This window comes from Micromonospora sp. NPDC049060 (assembly GCF_040649055.1).
GTDB lineage: Bacteria > Actinomycetota > Actinomycetes > Mycobacteriales > Micromonosporaceae > Micromonospora > Micromonospora reichwaldensis.
The window spans coordinates 1-21,158 of sequence record NZ_JBEZEV010000037.1 but is presented as its reverse complement, the minus strand read 5'-3'; the positions used below and the strand labels follow the sequence as shown (position 1 = coordinate 21,158).

General features: G+C 72.9%; 17 protein-coding genes and 1 pseudogene. 8 read left to right on the top strand and 10 right to left on the bottom strand.

Annotated elements, in window-relative coordinates; all coding sequences use genetic code 11:
* Positions 1-41 precede the first annotated feature (41 nt).
* Entirely contained in the window at positions 42-575 is a 534-nt protein-coding gene (locus AB0B83_RS15770; RefSeq protein ID WP_132239497.1) for a MarR family transcriptional regulator, read from the bottom strand.
* A gap of 96 nt (positions 576-671) precedes the next feature.
* On the opposite strand from AB0B83_RS15770, the gene AB0B83_RS15765 reads away from it, so the two are divergent.
* Positions 672-1,802 (top strand): PP2C family protein-serine/threonine phosphatase, encoded by a 1,131-nt coding sequence (locus AB0B83_RS15765; RefSeq protein ID WP_357578802.1) that lies wholly within the window; start codon positions 672-674, stop codon positions 1,800-1,802.
* A 12-nt stretch (positions 1,803-1,814) separates the two neighbouring features.
* On the opposite strand, the gene AB0B83_RS15760 is transcribed toward AB0B83_RS15765, so the two are convergent.
* The 8 genes from AB0B83_RS15760 to AB0B83_RS15725 all read right to left on the bottom strand — a co-directional run bounded on the left by AB0B83_RS15760 (position 1,815) and on the right by AB0B83_RS15725 (position 12,410).
* Positions 1,815-3,296 carry a sugar transferase gene (locus AB0B83_RS15760; RefSeq protein ID WP_357578801.1) on the bottom strand — a complete coding sequence of 494 codons (1,482 nt, stop codon included), beginning with the start codon at positions 3,294-3,296 and terminating at the stop codon, positions 1,815-1,817.
* A gap of 213 nt (positions 3,297-3,509) precedes the next feature.
* Entirely contained in the window at positions 3,510-5,270 is a 1,761-nt protein-coding gene (locus tag AB0B83_RS15755; RefSeq protein WP_357578800.1) for a substrate-binding domain-containing protein, read from the bottom strand.
* Between the two features lie 143 nt (positions 5,271-5,413).
* Positions 5,414-6,451: a lactonase family protein gene (locus tag AB0B83_RS15750; protein ID WP_357578799.1), complete on the bottom strand. Its 1,038-nt coding sequence runs from the start codon at positions 6,449-6,451 to the stop codon at positions 5,414-5,416.
* A gap of 115 nt (positions 6,452-6,566) precedes the next feature.
* Positions 6,567-7,169 (bottom strand): ATP/GTP-binding protein, encoded by a 603-nt coding sequence (locus AB0B83_RS15745; protein WP_357578798.1) that lies wholly within the window; start codon positions 7,167-7,169, stop codon positions 6,567-6,569.
* Positions 7,150-7,539 carry a DUF742 domain-containing protein gene (locus tag AB0B83_RS15740; RefSeq protein WP_357578797.1) on the bottom strand — a complete coding sequence of 130 codons (390 nt, stop codon included), beginning with the start codon at positions 7,537-7,539 and terminating at the stop codon, positions 7,150-7,152. Before AB0B83_RS15740 ends, AB0B83_RS15745 begins: the two co-directional genes overlap by 20 nt.
* Positions 7,529-7,948, bottom strand: a complete 420-nt coding sequence (locus tag AB0B83_RS15735; RefSeq protein ID WP_311412012.1) for a roadblock/LC7 domain-containing protein — start codon at positions 7,946-7,948, stop codon at positions 7,529-7,531. The genes AB0B83_RS15740 and AB0B83_RS15735 overlap by 11 nt, the downstream gene beginning before the upstream one ends.
* Positions 7,948-10,689, bottom strand: coding sequence for a nitrate- and nitrite sensing domain-containing protein (locus AB0B83_RS15730; protein WP_357578796.1), 2,742 nt, complete (start codon positions 10,687-10,689; stop codon positions 7,948-7,950). Before AB0B83_RS15730 ends, AB0B83_RS15735 begins: the two co-directional genes overlap by 1 nt.
* A gap of 230 nt (positions 10,690-10,919) precedes the next feature.
* Complete coding sequence (locus tag AB0B83_RS15725) at positions 10,920-12,410, bottom strand: catalase (protein ID WP_357578795.1); 1,491 nt, start codon at positions 12,408-12,410, stop codon at positions 10,920-10,922.
* 207 nt (positions 12,411-12,617) lie between these two features.
* Here AB0B83_RS15725 and AB0B83_RS15720 point away from each other — a divergent pair, with 207 nt between their 5' ends.
* The 5 genes and pseudogenes from AB0B83_RS15720 to AB0B83_RS15700 all read left to right on the top strand — a co-directional run bounded on the left by AB0B83_RS15720 (position 12,618) and on the right by AB0B83_RS15700 (position 16,898).
* Positions 12,618-13,211, top strand: a complete 594-nt coding sequence (locus tag AB0B83_RS15720; protein ID WP_151453310.1) for a hypothetical protein — start codon at positions 12,618-12,620, stop codon at positions 13,209-13,211.
* 262 nt (positions 13,212-13,473) lie between these two features.
* Positions 13,474-13,665, top strand: a pseudogene (locus AB0B83_RS15715) (hypothetical protein); the annotation flags it as partial.
* Between the two features lie 795 nt (positions 13,666-14,460).
* Positions 14,461-16,119 (top strand): sodium:solute symporter family protein, encoded by a 1,659-nt coding sequence (locus AB0B83_RS15710; protein ID WP_357578794.1) that lies wholly within the window; start codon positions 14,461-14,463, stop codon positions 16,117-16,119.
* Between the two features lie 16 nt (positions 16,120-16,135).
* Positions 16,136-16,444 (top strand): hypothetical protein, encoded by a 309-nt coding sequence (locus AB0B83_RS15705; protein WP_357578793.1) that lies wholly within the window; start codon positions 16,136-16,138, stop codon positions 16,442-16,444.
* A gap of 88 nt (positions 16,445-16,532) precedes the next feature.
* Positions 16,533-16,898 (top strand): hypothetical protein, encoded by a 366-nt coding sequence (locus tag AB0B83_RS15700; RefSeq protein WP_327029414.1) that lies wholly within the window; start codon positions 16,533-16,535, stop codon positions 16,896-16,898.
* 111 nt (positions 16,899-17,009) lie between these two features.
* Here AB0B83_RS15700 and AB0B83_RS15695 read toward each other — a convergent pair whose 3' ends face one another.
* Positions 17,010-18,797, bottom strand: a complete 1,788-nt coding sequence (locus AB0B83_RS15695; RefSeq protein WP_357578792.1) for a glycoside hydrolase family 6 protein — start codon at positions 18,795-18,797, stop codon at positions 17,010-17,012.
* A gap of 569 nt (positions 18,798-19,366) precedes the next feature.
* Between AB0B83_RS15695 and AB0B83_RS15690 the strand changes: the two genes are divergently transcribed.
* Both AB0B83_RS15690 and AB0B83_RS15685 read left to right on the top strand, forming a co-directional pair.
* Positions 19,367-20,401, top strand: a complete 1,035-nt coding sequence (locus AB0B83_RS15690; RefSeq protein WP_357578791.1) for a hypothetical protein — start codon at positions 19,367-19,369, stop codon at positions 20,399-20,401.
* Between the two features lies 1 nt (position 20,402).
* The gene (locus AB0B83_RS15685) at positions 20,403-21,086 is read left to right on the top strand and encodes a class F sortase (RefSeq protein ID WP_357578790.1); all 684 of its coding nucleotides are present in this window, start codon (positions 20,403-20,405) and stop codon (positions 21,084-21,086) included.
* Positions 21,087-21,158 lie beyond the last annotated feature (72 nt).

Here is a 21,158-nt window from a genome sequence, read left to right as displayed (position 1 = left end):
GCAGACCCCGTCGACGGAAACCCGGGCCCACTCCGGCCGGGTCAGGCCGTCCTGGCCACCCGCGGCTCGTTCCCCGGCCGCTCCTGCGCCGGTAGGCCGACCGGACGCTCCCGCGGCACCGCCGACCATGGGCCGGCCGCCTCGACGGACTGCACGGAGGCGTTCCGGTGCCGCGCCGCCTCGTCGAACTCCCGCATGCCCCGCAGCAGAGCCTGCCGTCCCTCGGCGGTCATGTCGGCGAGGATCGCCGCGAGCTGCTGGCGCCGGTCGTCCCGCAGCTCGGCGAGGAGCCGGCGGGACTCCGGGGTGAGATGCAGCGAGATCTCCCGCCGGTCGAACCGGCCGGGCTCCCGTTCCAGCATGCCCGCCGCCACCAGGCGGTCGCAGAGCCGGCTGGCGGAGGAGAGCAGCATGTCGAGCCCGGTGGCCAGGCGGCGGAGGTTGATCCCCTCGTGCTGCTCGACCAGCATGATCGCGCGTAACTGCGCGCCGGAGACCCGGCTGGTCGTCCGCTCCCGCGCGGCCTCCCAGACCGTCAGCAGGGCATCGGCCACCGCGTCGAGCTCGACCGCCATACTCGTCTCGGGTCCGCAAGGACCGTGCAGTTCCGCCATGGTGGGGCCGAGACTACTCCGAATCCCCAAGTCTGGGCTCGTGACGAAGGAGCGATGATGAGCGAACCGGTCAACCGGGCACGGCACGTCCTCAACGAGGCGCCCGCCGATCTCCTGCTGGACCGGATCGCCGACGTCCTGGCCGTGGGCTACGGGACGACCCGGGTGGAGCTGCTCCAGGTCGACTACCGGCTGGCGGCCCTGCTGCCGCTGGTCGGCGACGAGCCCGTCACCGCACCGGGGCACCCCGCCTGGCGCTGCTTCGACCACCAGGCCCCGATCGTCGCCGACGACACCGGCTACCTCCCCGTGTCCATGCGCGGGGAACGCCGTGGCGTGCTGGTGGTGGCCCCCGTGCCGACGGGGCCGGGCGCGCTCGACGAGCTGACGGAGATCGCGACCGCGCTCGCCCACGAGATCGCCGCCGTCACCGAGGGCACGGACGTCTACCGGATGGCGAGCCGCAGCAGGCGGCTCACCCTCGCCGCCGAGATGCAGTGGGAGCTGCTCCCCGGCCGCAGCCGGACCCGCCCGTCGTTCAGCCTCGCCGGGCAGTTGGAACCGGCGTACGCGGTGCGCGGCGACAGCTTCGACTGGTCCGACGACGGCACCAGCGTCTGGTTGTCGACCATCAACGGCACGGGCGAGGGGGTGTCCGCCGCGATTCTCACCTCGCTCGCGACTCACGCGCTGCGCAACGCCCGCCGGTCCGGGCTCACCCTCGCCGACCAGGCGGCCCTCGCCGACCAGGCGGTCTACGACCTGCACCGGGGGGAGCAGCACCTCGCGGTGCTGCTGATGGAGCTGGACCTGCGTTCGGGGCGGCTCGCCGTCGTCGATGCCGGGTCGCCCCGCCTGATGCTGCTGCGCGACGGGGACGTGAGTGAGCTGCCGCTGGAGGCGCAGTTCCCGCTCGGCATGTTCGAGGCCACCGACTACCACGAGCAGCACTTCGAGCTGTGCCGCGACGATCGGCTCTTCGTGGTCAGCGACGGCGTCATCGACGCCACCGGGCAGAGCGTCCGGTACGGCGAGAGTGCGCTGGACCGGTTCCTGCGCCGGACCAGGCCGATGGAGCCGCTGGACGCCGTCCGCTCGCTGATCGGCGACCTGCGCGCGTTCGTCGCCGGCGACCTGATCGACGACGCGGTGGTGGTCTGCCTCGACTGGACGGGCCCGCAGGACTGAGCGTCCGGCCGCTCAGTACGCCCCGCGGCTGTTGACCACCGCGCCGAAGGTCTTCCAGAGGATCGTCAGGTCGGCCGCGAGCGACCAGTTCTCCACGTAGTAGAGGTCGAGCCGGATGCCGTCCTCCCAGCTCAGGTCGGAGCGGCCGCTCACCTGCCAGAGGCCGGTCATGCCCGGCTTGACCAGCAGCCGGCGGGCCACGTCGCCGTCGTAGCGGGCCACCTCCGACGGCAGCGGCGGGCGGGGGCCGACCAGGCTCATGTGCCCGAGCAGGACGTTGACCAGCTGCGGCAGCTCGTCCAGCGACCACTTGCGCAGCAGCCGCCCGATGCGGGTCACCCGCGGGTCGTCGCGCATCTTGAACATCAGGCCGTCGGTCTCGTTGCGGGCGGCCAGCGCGGCCAGCAGGGCGTCGGCGTTGACCACCATGGTGCGGAACTTGTAGACGCCGAACTCCCGCCCGCCCTGCCCGACCCGGGTCTGCCGGAACAGCACCGGCCCTCGGCTGTCGACCTTGATCGCCAACGCGATGACGGCCAGCAGCGGCAGCAGCAGCGTCAGCGCCACCGACGAGACGGCCCGGTCGACGAAGCCCTTGACCAGCTTGCGGGCCCCGCGGAACTCGGGCGCCTCGACGTGGATCAGCGGCAGGCCGGCGACCGGCCGGGTGTGGATGCGCGGGCCGGCGACGTCGGTGAGCGCCGGGGCCACCACCAGGTCGATGCCGGTGCCCTCCAGCTGCCAGCCCAGCCGGCGCAGGCGGGTGGCGGTCAGCTCGCCGGAGGCGGTCACCGCGACGGTGTCCGCACCGATGGCGGTGGCCGCCTCGGGGATGCCCCGGAACGAGCCGACCACCGGCACGTCGCCCAGCCGCTGTGCGACCGGGGCGAGCAGCGCGTCCGGGATGCAGGCCCCGACCACCTGGTAGCCCGCGTACGGCTCGCGCCGCAGGGTGTGCACCAGCTCCAGCACGTGCGCGGTGTCACCGACCACCAGCACCTTGCGCGACCAGCCGGCGCCCTCGGAGCGCGCCCGGTGCAGGCGCTTGCGGGCGGCGAACCGGGCCAGCTCCAGGCCGAGCATGCCGACGGCGAACGAGATGCCGAGGAATCCCCGGGAGACGCCCACGTCGGCGATGTAGCCGGCGATCGCGATGCCACCGGCGAGGCGCAGGCTGGCGGTGCCGACCCGCCGGTACTCGTCGGCGCCGTAGCCGAGGACACGGTCGTCGTAGCAGCGCAGCACCCGCAGCGAGACCAGCCAGGCGAGGACCAGCCCGGGAGCGACCAGGACGTACGGGATCTTCGATCCGCCGGGGGCGTCGTCGCCGAACCGGGCGACGTAACCGACGAGCACGGCGACGGTCAGGACGGTGGTGTCCAGCACCACCAGGGAGCGGACGTAGGCACGCTCGCGGGTGCGGGCCGGCCCTGGCCGTGGTGCGTCCGGTCTCGACGACGTGCTGGCGGGGGTCAACAGCGTCGCTGAGGTCACCGGCCCTCCCCACTTCGGTCGCCGACGGCCCGTACGCCGGGCCCGGGTCGCGGGCCGCCCGTAGGGGCACCAGGACATCGTGCCCCGACAACCCCGCTCGCCGATTGCTTCGGACGCATTACCGTCACTACTTTCCCCGAGGAACCCCTTGCGGGGAAAGGGCCCACGGCACCGGATCCCGTGCGGCGGGTGCGCCCCGCGCTGCGTTGCGGCTCAGGCCGGGGCCTTGCGCAGCGCGATCGCCTTGAGGAAGATGTCGCCGATCTTGGTCGGGTCCTCGGTGACGAAGGCGCCTCCGCCGGTGACGTCGGTGATCGACTTCAGCTCGGCCTTGCTCACGTCGCTGCCGATACCGATGATCACGACCTGCACCGGCCGCTCCGGATCCTTGAGCTTGTTGAGCTCGGCCAGGAGCTTCTGCTGCGTGATGCCGTCGGAGTCCTCGTTCTTGCCGTCGGTGAACAGCACGATCGAGTTGACCCGGCCGGGCTCCCAGTTGTCCTGCACCTCCTGGTACGCCGCCAGCACGGTGTCGTAGAGGCCGGTGTCGCCGTTCGACGAGCGGATCGAGCCCAGGGACTGCTCCAGCTTGCCGCGCTGGCGGGACAGCGGCCCGATGGTGAGCAGCTCCCGATGGTCGCGGGCGCCCACCAGCTGCGTGGAGAACGTCCAGAGACCGATCGACCAGGAGTCGTCGAAGAGGTTCAGCCCGCGCCGGGCCGCCTCGACGGTGACCTGCTGCCGGGTCGCGTTGCCGGCGTTGGCCACCTTCTCCTTCATCGACCCGGAGACGTCGATGACGGCGAGCATCCGGCCGGACTGGGTGGCGATCGACCAACTGGAGACGGCCCGCTCCATGGCCTGCGGGTCGAGCCCGCCCGGAGCCGATCCGCCGCCGTTGGCCGGCGGGGCGGGCGCGCCGCCGGCCGGGCTGGGCGCGCCCTGCGGCGCGTCGAAGCCCGCGCCCCAGTTGCCGTCCGGCGCGCGCAGCGACCGGCTCGCCAACTGGTCACGGAAGTCGTCGGTGACGAGCACCTCGTAGAGCACCCTCGCCGCGGCCGCCTTGGCCGGCTCGATGCCGGGCAGCACCGCGTACGGGTAGTCCAGCGGCGCGGGCGCCGGCTCCAGGTAGAGCGCGGCCAGCGGCACCGGCGGCTTCTTGCTGTTGTACTGGATCACGTCCTCTTCCGAGAGCGCCGCCGCACCCAGGCTGCTCGCGATCGTCGTGGGATCCGAGGCGGTGGGGAACCGGGCTAGCAGGTCCGGCCGCAGCGCCGAGCGGTCGGTGGCGAGCGCCCGCAGCGCGGCCACCTTCTCCTTCTCCGCGTCGGGGCCGCCGGAGGCGCTGGCGGCGGCCGTCAGCGAGAGCAGGCCGGACAGGCCGGCGGCGTCGCGGGTCGGCTCGACGATCCCGGTGCGCAACGGCTTGTCGCTCTGCACCTGCTGCAGGAGCTGGGTCCAGCTGAACTTCTTCTGCGGCCAGCCGAGCCGGGTGGCGATCGGCACCGGCATCGCCACGACCACCGGGCTGCGGGCGATGGACGCCCCGTTGCCCGGCTCGAAGGCGGTGGCGCCACCGGTCTTGAGCCGCAGGAGCCACGTGGAGGAGTCGGGCACCCAGACGTCCGGGCTGACCGAGGTGCCGCTGGCCTGCCCCACGCCGGCCAGGGTGACGCCGTGCTTGGCGGCGACCGTCGCGGCCACGTCGACCGGATCGGCCGCCGTGACGTTCACCGCGATGCAGGTGCCACCCACCGCGGCACCGTCCTTCACCCAGCGCGCGGCGGCGGCGTCGACCGCCGGGGCGAGCTCGGCCGCGACCGCGACGGACAGCTCGGTCCGGCCCGAGCAGTTCGGTTGCGCCAGCTGCTGGTAGCCGAACCAGCCGCCGGCCGTGACGGCTAGGACGCCCACGGCAGCGGCGGCGGTGGCTGCGTGGAAATTCGTACGCATGCGATGGCGGCCTGCTGACACGGTGACCATCTTGCGGACCTGTCGGGACGACTGCCACGGGCCGTTCGGACGAAAGTTACGCAGAAGAAATAGTTGATCACCGAATTGCTACGGTGGGTGATTAGGCCGCCTCATCGCGTCGATGTCGCGGACATGTTGGCTGGTCAGGGCAGCAAGCAGGTGGGGGACGTCACAGCCACCGGCTCCCCGATTGGAGCCGGGACGCCGGTGCCCGCGTCCACCCGGAAGATCCGGATCATGTCGGCCCGCTCGTCGGCGACGTAGAGATGCTCGCCGGCCAGGGCGAAGTGCCGCGGCCACTCCCCGCCCGTGTCCACCTCGGCGACCAGCTCGGGCAGCTCGCCAGCGACGGCGAAGACCGCGACGGTGCCCACTCCCCGGTTGGCGACGTAGAGGAAGCGTCCGTCCGGGCCGACCGCGATCTCCGACGGCTGGACGGGCCCGGTGCGGTCGCTGGCCTCGACGCGGCCCCGCTGGTGCAGCGCGCCGTCGCCGGTCAGCTCGTAGGCGGTGACCGAACCGTCCAGCTCCCCCGCCACCCAGCAGCGCCGCCCGTCCGGATGCCGGGCCAGGTGCCGGGGACCGACGCCGGCGGCCGTGCGCACCCGGGGTGCCCGGGGTACCAGCCGGCCGGAGGCCGCGTCCAGGTCGTAGCGGTAGATCGAGTCGGTGCCCAGGTCGACCGCGAGCAGCGGGCCCCGGCCCGGGTCGGGGTTCACCATGTGGGCGTGCGCGCGTTCCTGGCGCTCCCGGTCCGGCCCGTGCCCCTCGTGCCGCACCAGGTCGCTGCGCTCGCCGGGCACCCCGTCGGGGTCGAGCGGGAACACCGTCACGCTGCCGCCGCCGTAGTTGGCCACCACGAGGTGGCCGCCGTCCGGGACGACCGCCAGGTGGCAGGGCTCCGCGCCCCCGGTGGGCCGGGTGCCGAGCGGGGTCAGCTCGCCGCCGGTGCCGACGCGGAAGGCGCTGACCTGCCCGTCGGGCAGCTCGTTCACCGCGTAGAGCACGGGCAGCCGCGGGTGCCGAGCCAGGAACGAGGGCGAGGGGGTGACCGCGACGGTGCCGAGCGGGGTCAGCTCACCGGAGACGGGGTCCCGCCGCGCCGCGACGATGCCGGCGGCCCGGCCCCCGCTGTGCGCCGTGTAGCCGCCGATGTGGACGATCTCGCCCTGACCTGTCACCGCATCCGCCTTCCGCCGATTCCTCCGTCGATCCCACAAGCGTTCCCACTGAGCCGCCCGCTTAGCCCCGAAACCCCCACCGAATCGTGGCGGCCGCCGGACGAGGCCCGCCGGCTCAGGCCGCCGGCACGGGCTCGCCGCGCTGCCGGGCCACGTGCTCGACCAGCGCGATCAGCACCTCCTTGCCGGACTGCCGGTCCCGCGCGTCGCAGAGCACCAGCGGCACGTCGGGGTCGAGGTCCAGCGCCTGGCGTACGGACTCCAGGCTGAACCGGCGGGCGCCGTCGAAGCAGTTCACCCCCACCACGAACGGGACGCCCCGCTGCTCGAAGTAGTCGATCGACGGGAAGCAGTCGGCCAGCCGGCGGGTGTCGGCGAGCACCACGGCCCCGAGCGCGCCGAACGCCAGCTCGTCCCAGAGGAACCAGAACCGGTCCTGGCCCGGGGTGCCGAAGAGGTAGACCTGGAGGTCGTCGTTGATCGTGATCCGGCCGAAGTCCATCGCCACCGTGGTGGTCGACTTCGTCTCGACGCCGGAGAGGTCGTCGGTGCCGATGCCGGCACCGGTCAGCACCTCCTCGGTCTGCAACGGCCGGACCTCGCTGAGCGCGCTCACCAGCGTCGTCTTGCCGGCGCCGAACCCTCCGGCGATCAGGATCTTCAACGCGAGCGGGATCCGGGAGTCGGATCCGGTTCGGTCATAGCGCACGGAGTCCACTGACCACCGCCTTGAGGATGTCGTCGTCGGGCAGGTATGCGGCGGCCGTCGGCTGGTGCACCGCGACCAGCCCGCGCGACAGCAGGTCGCCGAGGAGCACGCGGACCACGCCCACCGCGAGGTCGAGGTCGACCGCGAGCTCCGCGACGGGGACCGGTCGGGCGGCCAGCTCCACCAGGCGCCGGTGCTCGGGGTGCAGCTCCGGGTGGACGGTCGGGTCGGCGGCCGCCTCGGCCAGCACGTACGCGACCAGGTCGAAGCCGACCGCGCCCGAGCGGACCCGACCGCCGGTGAGGGTGTAGGGCCGCACGACCGGGCCGGCGTCGTCGTCCAGCCACTCGTGCTGCGGCCCGGGCGACTCAGCCCGCATCGGCGGTCCCCGCCGTCGTCCGGGCCGGGGCGCTGAGGTACTCCCCGACCCGGGTGACGAGCATCGCCATCTCGTACGCCACGAGGCCGATGTCCGCGTCCGCGTCGGCGACCACGGCCAGGCAGGCGCCCTGCCCGGCCGCGGTGACGAAGAGGTACGCGGACTCCATCTCCACCACGGTCTGCCGGACCGCCCCGCCGGCCACCTGCCGGCTCGCGCCCCGGGCCAGGCTGGAGAAGCCGGACGCCAGCGCGGACAGGTGCTCGGCGTCGGCACGGTCCATTCCGGCGGAGGAGCCCATCAGCAGCCCGTCCGCCGAGAGCACCACCGCCTGTCGGGCGGGCGGCACCCGTTCCACCAGCTCGTCGAGCAACCAGTCGAGATCGGCGCTCTGCCTTGTCGGATGCATCAGGCGTCCCTCTCAGTCGCGGTCCTGGGTTCGGTGTCCACCGGCTGCTCGGCCGGCGTCGGGTTCGGGTCCGCACGCGGCGGGTCGGCCGGCGTCGGGCTCGGGTCCGCACGAGGCGGGTCCGGCCGGTCGGCGGCGGCGGGCGCGGCCTGTCGCGGGGTCGTCCCGGTGGCCGCCGCGCGGCCACGGGCGGTGCCGGCCTGCAGTGCGGACATGATCCGTCGTGCCTCCTCCGGGCTGCGCGGGGCGGGACTGGCGATCACCGGTTGCCGCAGCGTCGGGCCGTCCAGCGCGGACCGCCGCCCCGAGGCGTCCCCGGCCAACGAGTGCTCCCCGGTCGTGTCCGGGTGTCGGGGCCGGACCGCCGGCGGCCGCCGGCGCACCCGACGGGGCAGCCCGTCGATCTCCCCGACAGCCTCGACCGGGGCGGGACCGCCGGCGGCCGCCCCACCCGGGGCCGAACCGGAGGCCGCGCCGTCCGGGACCGGACCACCGGAGGCCGCGCCGTCCGGAGCCGGACCACCGGAGGCCGCGCCGTCCGGAGCGGAACCAACGGAGGCCGCGCCGTCCGGGGCCGGGTCACCGGCAGCCGCGCCACTCGGGGCCGGACCATCGGGGGCCGCGCCGTCCCGCCGGCCCGCGGACGGTACGCCGGCCGGGGCCGGCCGCGCGGGGCCCGTGCCGGCGTGCGCGGGGCGGGAGGAGGCCGGAGCCCCGGCGGAGCGGGGCGTGGCGGGCCCGGTGGAGCGGGCCGGGCGGGGCAGCGTGCCCAGCCGGCCCGCCCGGGCGAGCCGCCGCTCCTCCGACGTCGAGGCGGGTCGGGGCGCCACCGGCGGGCCGCCCGTCGGGGGCAGGGCGGGCTCGTCGGTGACCAGGTCGGCGGGGATGAGCACCACGGCGGTCAGCCCGCCGCCGTCGGACGGGCGCAGCCGCACCCGGACCCCGTGCCGGGCGGCGAGGCGGGCCACCACGAAGTGTCCGAGGCGGGCGGTCTCGGACGGCTCGAAGTCGGGCGAGCGGGCCAGCCGCCGGTTCGTGTCCTCCAGCGCGGCGGCGGGCATGCCCAGGCCCCGGTCGGTGACCTCCACCGCGTAGCCGTTCGCCACGTGCTGGCCGGAGACCTCCACCCGGGTCTTCGGCGGCGAGAACGCGGTGGCGTTCTCGATCAGCTCGGCGAGCAGGTGGATCACGTCGCCGACGGCCCGCCCCAGCACGCCGGCGGGTGCCACGGTGGTGATGTCGACCCGGTCGTACGACTCGACCTCGGAGATCGCGCCCCGGACCAGGTCGACCGTCGCGACCGGGTTGCGCCAGCCCCGCCCGGGGGCCGCGCCGGCCAGGATGACCAGGTCCTCGGCGTGCCGCCGCAGCCGGGTGGCGAGGTGGTCGACGCGGAACAGCTCCGCCAGCTCGTCCGGGTCCTCGGTGTGCCGCTCCATCCGGTCGAGCAGCGCGAGCTGTCGGTGCACCAGCCCCTGGCTGCGCCGGGCGATGTTGAGGAACACCTCGTTGAGCCCCCGGCGCAGGGTCACCTCGTCGACGGCCGACTGCACGGCGGTGCGCTGCACGGCGGTGAACGCCCGCGCCACCTGGCCGATCTCGTCGCCGCCGTACTCCAGCGGGGGCGCCTCCCGGGCGACGTCGACCTGCTCGCCCCGGCGCAGCCGGGCCACCACGTCGGGCAGCCGGTGCTCGGCCGTCTCCAGCGCGGCCGTGCGTACGCCGGAGAGCCGGTGCGCGAGGTTGCGGCCGACCCGCAGCGACACGAGGACCGAGACCACGACGGCGGCCAGGCCCAGCAGCCCGGCGGCGCCGAGGCGGACCAGGATGCGCACGGCCGACGGCACCGACCGCTCGGCGAGCCCGTCGGCCTGCGCCAGCTCGAACTCCCGCAGCGCCTGCTGCACCGCCTGGTAGTTCTCCTGCCAGGCCCTCGGGTCCACCCTCGGCCGGGTGGCGGAGCCGGCGCCCACCAGCTCGTCCTGCATCGCCCGCAACCGGGCGAAGGCCGCCCCCTCGGTCAGCCGCTGGAACGCGGCGCGCTCGGCGTCCGGCAGGTCGGCGATCGCCGTCTCGGCGAGGAACCGCTGGTTGGCGACGGTCTGCACCAGCTGGAGGTGCTCGCCGTCGGCGAACCGGCCGGCGGTGAACGCCCCGGCGAGCAGGGCGTCGGTCTGCCCGAGCAGCTCCCGGGACCGGCCGAGCCCGGTGACGGCCAGGGCCTGCCGGTTGAGGTCCCGGTCGGGCAGGTTGGCCATCGCGGAGAACGCCTGGAAGGCCGAGTTGATCATTCCGCTGTAGAGCCCGACCGCGCCGGCCCGGTCCACGGCCCGCCGGTCGATGAAGCCCCGCCCGGCGGGCAGCGCGTCCAGCGCGGTGACCAGCTGGTCGAGCCGGGCGTCGAGGATGGCGTCGGCGGCGTCGCGCAACTCCTCCCCGCCGACCCGCCGGCGCAGCTCCGCGATCGCCCGGTCGGTCCGCTGCCGCTGCTCGGCGAGCCCCGGCGCGTCGCTGTCGCCCGCCAACTGCACCACCGAGAGCCGGCGTTCCCGTTGCAGCTCGGCCACCACCGTCTCGCCGGGACGGCCGAGGTCGTAGAGGAGCGTCCGGGCGGCGAGCAGGTCGAGGGCGGGCCCGAAGGTGAGTGTGGTGGCGAAGATCCAGAGTGCCAGCAGCGCGGTCACCGGCACGACGACCAATGCGGTCAGCTTCGAGCGGATCGGCCAGTCGCGGGTGTTCAATCAGACCTCGCCCGGAAGGTGTGGCTGCGGGGGCGCCGGCGCCGGCCGGGCAGCGTCGCGGTCGGACTGTTCCGGCCCGCGGTGCCGGGCAGGTCCGGCTGACGCCTTGGGCAGGATACGTAATCCTCGCCCGATGCACTACCGTCCGTCGCGCCGGGCCTACCGGACGAACGTCCATGATCGACGAACGCCCCGCCGGGGGCCGGCGGGGCGTTCGTGGGCGGTACGGATCAGGCGTCGACGGAGATGCCGAGGCCCTCGGCGACCCGGCGGCCGTAGTCGGCGTCGCACTGGCTGAAGTGCCAGACCATCTTCTCCTGGATGTGCTTGTCGCACTGGGCCAGCAGGGTGGTGAGGTTGAGGATCAGGTCGTCCCGCTCCCAGTCGGCCATCTCGCGGTAGCGCCGGCCCGCCTGGGAGTAGTTGTTCTGCCGCTCGATCGGGGCCTTCATGACCTGGCCCGAGACGAACGGACGGTACTCCCGGTAGGACTCGTCGGCCTCCCGGAGACCGGCGACCGAGGACGGCTCGAAGTTGATGTGCGGGTTGGCGCCGCGGTCGTCCACCCCGTACGACATCTGGCCGCCGGTCTGGTTGGTGCTGACCCGCACGTCCTCGCGCGGCCGGTTGACCGGCAGCTGGAGGTAGTTCGGGCCGACCCGGTAACGCTGGGTGTCCGAGTAGGAGAACGTCCGGCCGATCAGCATCTTGTCGTCGGAGAAGTCGATGCCGTCGACCAGCACGCCGGTGCCGAAGGCGATCTGCTCGTTCTCGTTGTGGTGGTCGGTGATGTTGCGGTTGAGCGTCATCACGCCGACCGGCAGGTAGGGGAAGTCCTCCTCCGGCCAGATCTTGGTGTCGTCGAGCGGGTCGAAGTCCAGCTCCGGGTGCTCGTCGTCGCTCATCACCTGGACGTTGAGCTCCCACTTCGGGTGGTCGCCGCGCTCGATCGCCTCGTAGAGGTCCTTCGAGGCGTGACCCAGCTCGGTGGCCTGGATGGCGTCCGCCTCGGCCTGGGTGAGGTTGTGCTCGCCCTGCTGGGACAGCCAGTGGAACTTGACCAGCACGCCCTCGCCCTCGGCGTTGACGAGGCGGTAGGTGTTCACCCCGGAGCCGCGCATCGTCCGGTAGTTCTTCGGGATGCCGTACGGGGAGAAGAGCCAGGTCAGCATGTGCATCGACTCGGGCGTGTTCGACATGAAGTCGAAGATCCGGTTCGGCTCCTGGCGGAAGGTGACCGGGTCCGGCTTCAGCGCGTGGATCACGTCCGGGAACTTGATCGCGTCGCGGATGAAGAAGACCTGGAGGTTGTTGCCCACCATGTCCCAGTTGCCGTTCTCGGTGCGGAACTTCACGGCGAAGCCGCGCGGGTCGCGCGCCGCCTCGGAGGAGTCCCGGCCGCCGATGACTGTGGAGAAGCGGATGGTCACCGGGGTCTTCTTGCCCCTGGTCTGGAACAGCTTGGCCCGGGTGTACGTCGACGCCGGCTGGTCGCCGATCGTCCCGTACGCCTCGAACTCGCCGTGCGCGACGAAGCCGCGGGCGTGCACCACCCGCTCCGGGATGCGCTCCCGGTCGAAGTGGCTGATCTTCTCCAGGAAGTGGTAGTTCTCCAGCGTCGCCGGGCCGCGCGAACCGACCGTCCGCTGCTGCTGGTTGTTGTGCACGGGGTGACCCTGACGGGTGGTGAGGATCGGCCTGTTGGCCTGCGGGTCGCTCATGGCTCTCCTCCTGATCGGTGTGGCGGCTGGCTCGTGGACTCACCCCACCCAAGCTCGCTTTTTGGAATGAGTCAAGTTTTGGGCGTCCTAGGCACCCTGTGTGACTCGTCATGGCGGGGCCCGCGCCGGCCGGTCGTCAGGAAAGTGCACCGGAACGGGATTGGCGGGCAGTGAGCGGAGGGAATACCACCTGACGAAGGAGGAGCCATGTCGCCCACGCAGATAGTCGTCATCGTTCTCGTCGTGCTGGTGATCGCGGCCGTAGCCGTGGCCGCCCGGTCGTACGCCCGCCGCCGCGCGCTGCGGTCGCGGTTCGGTCCCGAGTACGACCGTGCCGTCGCCGAGCAGGACAGCCGGACCGCCGCCGAGCGGGAGCTGCGGGAGCGGGAGCGCCGCCACGCGGAGCTCACGCTGACCCCCCTCGCCCCCGAGTCCCGGGCCCGGTACTCCGCCGCGTGGGAGGAGCTCCAGGTCCGCTTCGTCGACTCCCCCGCCGAGACCGTGGGCGAGGCGGACGAACTGGTCACCCGGCTCATCGCGGAACGTGGCTACCCCACCGGCGAGTTCTCCGACCAGATCGCCCACCTCTCCGTCGAGCACGCCCGCACGCTGGGCCACTACCGCGACGCCCACGACATCCACCTGCGCAACTCCCGGGGCGAGGCGAGCACCGAGGAACTCCGCCAGGCCGTCGTCCACTACCGCGCCCTCTTCGCAGACCTGCTCGGCGAGGAGCCGGTCGGAGCCCGACCGTCCGAGCAGCACGACCCGGACAGCCAGCACGACGTCACGAGCCGCTAGGAGGATGACCATGCGCCAGGAAGAGCAGCGGGTGGGCAACGAGCACCCCGAGGCCGTCCGCTCCGAGCCGGTGCCGGTGCCGCCTCCGGGCGACCGGTCCGGCCGGGCCGACGTACCCGAGGACGTCCTCGACGACCGGGGCACCTTCGACGATCCGGCGGTCGCCGACCGCGACCGGGCCGGCCACGACGACGAGCCGTCGCGCGACCGGGACGCCCGCCGGGCCCGGCCGGACGACCGGGACACCGACCGCGAGGGCGGGTTCCACGAGCCGGGGCCGGTGCCGACCGCCTTCGGGGCCACCAGCGTCGGCGGCGCGGTCGCCGCGTCCGCCCTGGCCAGCCCCCTGCCGGAGGACGAGCCCGACCCGCGTACGGAGTCGACCGCGCGGCCGGGCGACGGTGCCGTGGGCGGCCCCCGGGAGGGCCGCCGGGCGGACCCGACCGCCGAGTTCCACCGTTCCGTCGGGCTTGGCGACGACCGTTCCGACGACCGGCAGGCCCGCCGGGACGGCGCCGAGGTGCTGCCGCCGGACGCCGCCGACGGCCGTCCCGAGCGTCGGGCCGACGTCACCGGGTGGGCTGGGGACCCGGAGGGCGGCGCGGCCGGGGCGGCCGGGTACGGCAGCGCCACGCCCGCGATGGTCGACCCGGACGCCGAGCACGCGCCGGCCGGGCGCGCGGCCACCGGGGAACTGGGGGCCGCCGGCACCGACCGGCCGGCGGGCTCGACCGTGGCCGCCGAACCGGCCAGCCTCTTCGACCCGGCGACGGCGCAGGGCTTCCGGGACCGCTGGCGCAACGTCCAGCTGCGCTTCGTGGACGATCCCCGCGCGGCGGCCGGGGAGGCCCAGTCGCTTGTCGACGAGGCCATCCAGGCGCTCTCCTCGGCGCTGTCCGCGCAGAAGAACAAGCTGGGCGGCTGGCAGGACGCCGGCTCCGCCGACACCGAACAGCTCCGGATGGCCGTCCGCCACTACCGCGACTTCCTGGACCGGGTGCTCGGGCGCTGACCCCGGTTCCCCTCAGGCGCCCCCGGCCGACCGGCCGGGGGCGCCGCCGCGTCCGGACTCCGCTGTCGCTGGCCGCCCTCCGACGCCTCCGGTGAGAGCCGTCCCGTCCGTGCCCACCCGGGCCGGGACAACGGGGTGCGGGCGGGTTTGGCCGCCGCAGGCGTGAAACTGCGCGTTCGGGGTAATTGCCCGCGCGCACACGCACCGGACACGGATGGTCGACGAAGGGTTACCGGGATGGACGGCGATGGCCTGCGGCTGAACATGAACGTCCTGGACTACGGCATCCTGGCGCTCTACTTCGTCACGGTGCTCGGTGTCGGTTTCGCCGCCCGGCGGGCCATCCGGACCAGCGTCGACTTCTTCCTCTCCGGCCGCTCGCTGCCCGCCTGGGTGACCGGCCTGGCCTTCGTCTCGGCCAACCTCGGGGCGTTGGAGATCATCGGCATGGCCGCCAACGGCGCCCAGTACGGCGCGATGACGCTGCACTACTACTGGATCGGCGCCGTGCCGGCGATGGTCTTCCTCGGCATCGTGATGATGCCGTTCTACTACGGCTCCAAGGTCCGCAGCGTGCCCGAGTACCTGCGGCTGCGCTTCAACCGCCCCACCCACCTGCTGAACGCGCTCAGCTTCGCCGTCGCCCAGGTGCTCATCGCCGGCGTGAACCTCTACGCCCTGGCACTGATCATGCAGGCGCTGCTCGGCTGGCCGCTCTGGGTCGCCATCGTCATCGGCGCGCTGATCGTGCTGGCGTACATCACCGTGGGTGGGCTCTCCGGGGCGATCTACAACGAGGTGCTCCAGTTCTTCGTGATCATCGCGGGCCTGCTGCCGATCACGATCCTGGGACTGGTCAAGGTGGGCGGGGTGTCCGGCCTGATGGACGCGGTGCGCGAGTCCAAGCTGGGCGAGGCGGGGCTGCACACCTGGCAGGACACCGGCGGCACCGACAACCCGCTCGGCGCGCACTGGATCGGCATCGTCTTCGGGCTCGGCTTCGTGCTCTCCTTCGGCTACTGGACGACCAACTTCGCCGAGGTGCAGCGCGCGCTGTCGGCCAAGAACATGAGCGCCGCCCGGCGGACGCCGATCATCGCCGCGTACCCGAAACTGCTCATCCCGGTGGTCACGGTGATCCCCGGCCTGGTCGCCCTGGTGACGGTGCAGGGGCTCGGCGCGGAGAGCGGCGACCTGGTCTACAACAACGCGATCCCGCTGCTGATGCGTGACCTGCTGCCCAACGGCGTGCTCGGGATCGCGGTGACCGGCCTGGTCGCGTCGTTCATGGCCGGAATGGCGGCGAACGTGAGCGGCTTCAACACCGTGTTCACCTACGACATCTGGCAGCAGTACGTGCGCCGGGACCGCCCCGACGACTACTACATCCGCATCGGCCGGTGGGCGACGGTCGGCGGCGTGCTGGTGGGCATCGGCACGGCGTTCATCGCCGCCGGCTTCAGCAACATCATGAACTACATCCAGGCGCTGTTCTCGCTGTTCAACGCGCCGCTGTTCGCCACCTTCATCATCGGCATGTTCTGGCGGCGGATGAGCGCGGCGGCCGGCTTCCTCTCCCTGCTGCTGGGCACCCTGGCGGCGCTGGCCACCTACCTGCTCTACAAGGCCGGGGTGGTGCACTTCAACTCCGACCTGGAAGAGAGCTTCTGGGGCGCCGGCATCGCGTTCGTCACGGCGGCCGTCGTCGCCGCCGTCGTCACCCCGTTCACCGCGAGGAAACAGGACGACGACCTGCGCGGGCTGGTCTACGGCATGGGCGCCGTCGACGTGAAGGGCGACCTGCTGACCGGGGACGCCGTCTGGTGGCGCTCGCCGGTGCTCCTCGGCCTGATCGCGGTGGCGCTGTCCCTCCTCCTCTACGTGCCGTTCTTCTAGGAAGGGGTGCTCGGCCATGAGCATGGAAAACCTCAACCCGCACGGGCACGACCGGTCGGTCGAGGCCACCGAGGAGGCCCGCCGCCGTTCGGCCGCCGCCCGGCTGTTCGACATCCGCCGGGTGATCGGTGGCCTCTTCACCGCGTACGGGGCGATCGTCACCCTGATCGGCGTCTTCGACGGCGATTCCGCCGTGCAGAAGGCGCAGGGGGTCCGGATCAACCTCTGGGCGGGTCTCGGCATGCTCGCCTTCGGCGTGCTGATGCTGCTCTGGCAGTGGCGCAATCCGGTCGAACCGCCGGAGACCTCCGACGAGGAGCGCTGAGCCGCCCCGCCGGCACCCGGCATGGGCACCGCCCCGCCGGGTACGCGAGCAGGATCAGGAGACCACCTGGCGACAGGAGGGCAGCGACATGACGGATCGTGACCGTGACCGACCGCTGGAGGAGAGCCCGGAGGTGGCCGCGGCGGTCGAGGACGACACCGGCATCCCGCAGCTGAGGACCGGCGGCGGCGCCGACCGCGACACTCCGTCGTTCACCGGGGACCGGTCGGGCGGCGACGAGCTGATCGGCGACCCGTACGCCGCCGGCACCGGCGCGACCGGCACCGGCACGGGCGCGGCCCCGGACGACATCCGCACCGGGGCGGAGCAGCCCTGGGAGCCGGAGGACCTGGTCGCGGCCCGGGGGCAGGACATCACGCCGGAGAACGTCGAGCGGGCCCGCCGGGACCTGGCCGAGCTGGGCCGCGCGGCGATCGAGAAGACGGTGCCCTGACCGGCGTACGCGAGGGGCCCCCGGCCCGACCGTCGGACGGTCGGACCGGGGGCCCGGGGAACCTGCCGCTGGAGCGCCTCACCTACTGCCAGCGGCGGGTGGGCTCCAGTCTCAGAGCGCCGGGTACGCGTTCTGCATGAGCTGCGTGAACTGCGCCGGGAACCAGGCGCCCGAGATCGGGGCGTCCGGCAGGGCGCCGCTCATGCTGTTGCCGTTGCGGGCGTTGCCGGTGTAGGTCGGGTCGCACATCCGGTCGAAGCCCTTGCCCTCGTTGTTCGGGATCTCCTTGCTGGAGCCGTCCGACTCGCCCGGGGGCTTCACCCAGACGTAGGCGTCGATGCCCGGCTCCGGCGCGGCCTTCGGCCGCTCGCCCAGGCCGGCCCCGGCCTGGTTGCACCAGTTGCCGGTGTGGAACCGACGGTCCACCCGACCGCCGTTGACGTACGTGTCCACGTTGGTCGTCGCGCCCGGGCCGGTGGGCCGGGCGGTGCCGCCCCAGCCGTTGCGGGACGTGTCGATCAGCATGCCGATCTTCGAGTCGAAGCCCTTGGCGACGAGCTCGTTGCGGAACGCCTGGGCGAACGAGAGCTCGTCCACGTAGAAGTTCCAGTCGACCCACTTTGACTGCCGCACGGTGGTGCCGTTGACGTTGTCGGTCACCTTGAAGTGCGGCTCACGCAGCGCCGAGTAGTTGGCGGTGTTGACGATGAAGCCGTGCACGTTGTTCACCGTGCTGCCGGAGGCGACGGCGGCGTCCTTCAGGATCTGCGCGGTCGGGCTGAAGTTGCTGTCCCAGCCGATCCAGCCGTGGTGCGCGGCGTCGATGTAGTTGTAGACGTTGCCGATCGCGCCCAGCTTCGACAGGGCGTAGCCGACCCCGTTGACGTAGGCGCCGTTGGCCTTCACCGTGTCGCACATGACCGTGCCGCCGGGGTTGCCGGAGGTGTTGGTCACCAGGTTCGGCAGCGAGTCGATCTCGATGATGTTGACGATCCGCAGGCTGGCGTACTTCGGGTCGCCCTGGATCGCAGCGATCGGGTCGATGTACTCGGCCTTGTAGCGCGGCAGCTCGTGAGCCTGGAGCTCACCGTTCGAGGCCAGCGCCGAGCAGTCGCGGCCGGGCAGGTTGTAGATGACGAACTGGATGTAGTTCGCCCCCTGCTCGAGCGCCTTGTTCAGGTGGTCGCGGACGCCCATCGCGCCGTTGGAGCTGCTGTCCGGGGTGCCGTTGATGGCGGCGATCCGGTCGATCCAGACGGCGGTCGGGTTGTTCGACACCCGGCTGCCACCGGCCACGGACTCGGCCTTGGCCTTCCACTCCGGGTTCACGTACCCCTTGGCGTTGAGGTACGGGTTGTCCACCCGCTGACCGGGGGGCGGGGTGGTGGGCGGCGGCGTGGTGGGCGGCGGGGTGGTCGGCGGCGGCGTCGAGGGCGGCGGCGTGCTGGGCGGCGGGGTGGTGGGGTTGGTGCCGCCGTTGCAGGTCACGCCGTTGAGCGTGAACGACGTCGGCTTCGGGTTGCTGCCGCTCCAGGCGCCGTTGAAGCCGAGGCTCACCGTGGCGCCGCTGGCCACCACGCCGTTGTAGGACTCGTTCTGCGCGGTGACGTTCTGGCCGCTCTGCGACCAGCGGGCCGACCAGCCCTGCTGCACCCGCTGGCTGCCGTCGGGGAAGGTGAAGCCCAGCGTCCAGCCGTTCAGGGCGTCGCCGGTGTTCTTGATGTTGACGGAGGCGGTGAACCCGCCCTGCCAGTCGCTTGTCGTGTACGACACGTCACACTGGGTGGCGGCATGCGCCACGGTGACCGGCAGGGTCACCAGTCCGCCCGCGACCAGAGCGCCCGCGCCACCGAGCGCGAGGGCCCGGCGGGGGCCGGACAGCCTTCTCCACACATTCATGCTACTGATCTCCTTGGGCGAGACCGGATCCGTTGACGGCCCGGCGATACGGCCCGATGGGCGTCCTGCGCGGACGTCCGCCGGCACCACGGGTTCTTCGGGGGTGCCCGACCCGGACGGGCGTTTGGTGGTGGTCCGACCGGCGACGATGGGCCGGTCGGGAGGCGGGAGGTCGTCCGGCGGACCGGTGCCCTCGACTCCTACCTGCGCGGTGTGGCTCCCCGAACCGCGTGCAGCGATTCTTGCATGGGAGCGCTTCCATGGCAATGCCTCGATGCGGCAGGGAGTGGCCGGAGGGGACGGCCGGTGCCGGCGGGGCGGACGGGACGGGACGCGCCCACCGGCGCGGGCACGCGCCGCGCGACCGGGCCCTCCGGGTGCCGTGAGGGCGGGAACCACCCGAGCCAGCCGGACACGTCACCAAAGCGGCGTAGCTCCCCTACCGCCCTTAGCCTCCGCAAATACCAAAACACGAATCTTTCCCTGCATAGCTCGTGAATCGGTCTAACGTCGTCCGTAGCTCGGTTGTCACCGGGCTCTAGGACAACAGGGATGGAGTGACGCAGGTCATGGCAAACAAGATGCTCGGGAAGGTCGTTGCTGGCGCGGCCCTCGGTGGCGCCTCCTTGCTCGTGTTCACGCCGGGGATCGCGTTCGCGGACGGCCACCACGACGACGAGGGCAAGGTCTATGCCAAGCCGCACGTCGTCAGGGCGGGCGAGACGGTCAAGCTGCTCGAGGTCTGCCCCGACCGGCAGGAGCACGCCTTCGTGTGGTCGAAGGTCACCGGCAAGGTCAAGCTCAAGCCGGCCGAGGGCCGCAACGACTGGCGTGGCGGGGAGGAGGACTCCCGCGACCACGACAAGGGCCGCGACCAGGAGGACAAGGGCCGCGACCACGACAAGGGCAAGGACCACGAGGACAAGGGCCACGACCACGACAAGGGCCGCGACCACGGCAAGGACGACAACGGCAAGGACGAGACGCCCAAGCCGCAGCCGACCGCCACCGCCACCGCCACCGGGCAGCCGAAGCCGCCGACCAACGGCCAGGGTGGCGGCGCCGCCGACGCCGGCGCCGAGGGCGAGCGCGACTGGAAGGGCTACGAGCACGGCCAGGACGCCGAGGGCGACCGCGAAGGCCGCGACAAGGGCCACGACAAGAGCGACCGCGAGGGCCGCGAGGACAAGTACGGCTCGGGCAGCAACGGCTCGGACGAGTACGACCGCGAGGACCGCAAGGACCACGACGGGTACGGCTCGGACGAGTACGACCGGAAGGGCCACGACAGCGGCTGGTCGGACGAGGAGTCCGAGGGCAACGGCAAGGACGAGGACCGCTGGGAGCACAAGCGGGACTTCATCTACTACGGCGAGGCCGAGGTCTCCGAGGACGCCAAGCCGGGCCGCTACGAGCTCAAGGGCTCCTGCGGCGAGGGCGAACTGGTCGTGCTGCCGCGCGGTGGGGTCGACGGTGGTGACGGTGGCGTCGCCGCCGGCACCGACCGGGGCCTGGCCGCCGGTGGGGCGAGCCTGATCGGCGCGGCGGCCCTGGGCGGCCTCGTGCTGATGCGCCGGCGTCGGACCGATGAGTCCTTCGTCTGACATGACGGCGACACCGGCCGGCGGCCGTCACGGGACACCGTGGCGCGCCGCCGGCGCGGCCGTCGTCGTCGTGGTCGCCATGGTCGGCGCCGGTCTGATCGGCGCCTCGGTCAAGACCGCGCCCGCTCCCCGCCCCCCGCAGCCCCTGGCCGCACCCGCCAGCACCGGGCCGGCGGACGCCGATGTGCCGAACCCCGACGCGGACCCGGACGTCGCCGGCACGGGCCTGGCGCGCTCCGCCCCCACCACGATCGCCATCCCCCGGATCGGGGTCGACGCCTCGATCATGTCGCTCGGCACCAACCCGGACGGCACCGTCCAGGTGCCCCCGCTGGAGCAGGCGCAGCTGGCCGGCTGGTACGAGCCGGGGCCGAGCCCGGGTGAGATCGGCAACGCGGTCATCGTCGGGCACGTCGACTCCGCGGAGATCGGGCCGGCGGTCTTCTTCTCCCTCGGTGCCCTGCAACCGGGCGACACCATCACCGTCACCCGGGAGGACGGGCAGCGGGCCACCTTCACGGTCGAGTCGGTCAAGGCGTACCCGAAGACGGAGTTCCCGACCGAGCAGGTCTACGGTCCCAGCGACCGGCCCGGCCTGCGCGTGGTCACCTGCGGCGGGACCTTCGACCAGGCTGCCGGTAGCTACCCCGACAACGTGGTCGTCTTCGCCTCCATGCCGGCGTGAGCCGGCATCCACGCGGCAGCCTCCACCGGGGGACACGACGCGGCCCGGCCGGTCGGGATACCGGCGAGATCG

Bases quoted from the DNA above. Each gene is read 5' to 3' on its own strand.
- AB0B83_RS15770 (WP_132239497.1), bottom strand. From the start codon at position 575: ATGGCGGTCGAGCTCGACGCGGTGGCCGATGCCCTGCTGACGGTCTGG.
- AB0B83_RS15765 (WP_357578802.1), top strand. From the start codon at position 672: ATGAGCGAACCGGTCAACCGGGCACGGCACGTCCTCAACGAGGCGCCC.
- AB0B83_RS15740 (WP_357578797.1), bottom strand. From the start codon at position 7,539: ATGCGGGCTGAGTCGCCCGGGCCGCAGCACGAGTGGCTGGACGACGAC.
- AB0B83_RS15735 (WP_311412012.1), bottom strand. From the start codon at position 7,948: ATGCATCCGACAAGGCAGAGCGCCGATCTCGACTGGTTGCTCGACGAG.
- AB0B83_RS15725 (WP_357578795.1), bottom strand. From the start codon at position 12,410: ATGAGCGACCCGCAGGCCAACAGGCCGATCCTCACCACCCGTCAGGGT.
- AB0B83_RS15720 (WP_151453310.1), top strand. From the start codon at position 12,618: ATGTCGCCCACGCAGATAGTCGTCATCGTTCTCGTCGTGCTGGTGATC.
- AB0B83_RS15710 (WP_357578794.1), top strand. From the start codon at position 14,461: ATGGACGGCGATGGCCTGCGGCTGAACATGAACGTCCTGGACTACGGC.
- AB0B83_RS15705 (WP_357578793.1), top strand. From the start codon at position 16,136: ATGAGCATGGAAAACCTCAACCCGCACGGGCACGACCGGTCGGTCGAG.
- AB0B83_RS15700 (WP_327029414.1), top strand. From the start codon at position 16,533: ATGACGGATCGTGACCGTGACCGACCGCTGGAGGAGAGCCCGGAGGTG.
- AB0B83_RS15695 (WP_357578792.1), bottom strand. From the start codon at position 18,797: ATGAATGTGTGGAGAAGGCTGTCCGGCCCCCGCCGGGCCCTCGCGCTC.
- AB0B83_RS15690 (WP_357578791.1), top strand. From the start codon at position 19,367: ATGGCAAACAAGATGCTCGGGAAGGTCGTTGCTGGCGCGGCCCTCGGT.
- AB0B83_RS15685 (WP_357578790.1), top strand. From the start codon at position 20,403: ATGACGGCGACACCGGCCGGCGGCCGTCACGGGACACCGTGGCGCGCC.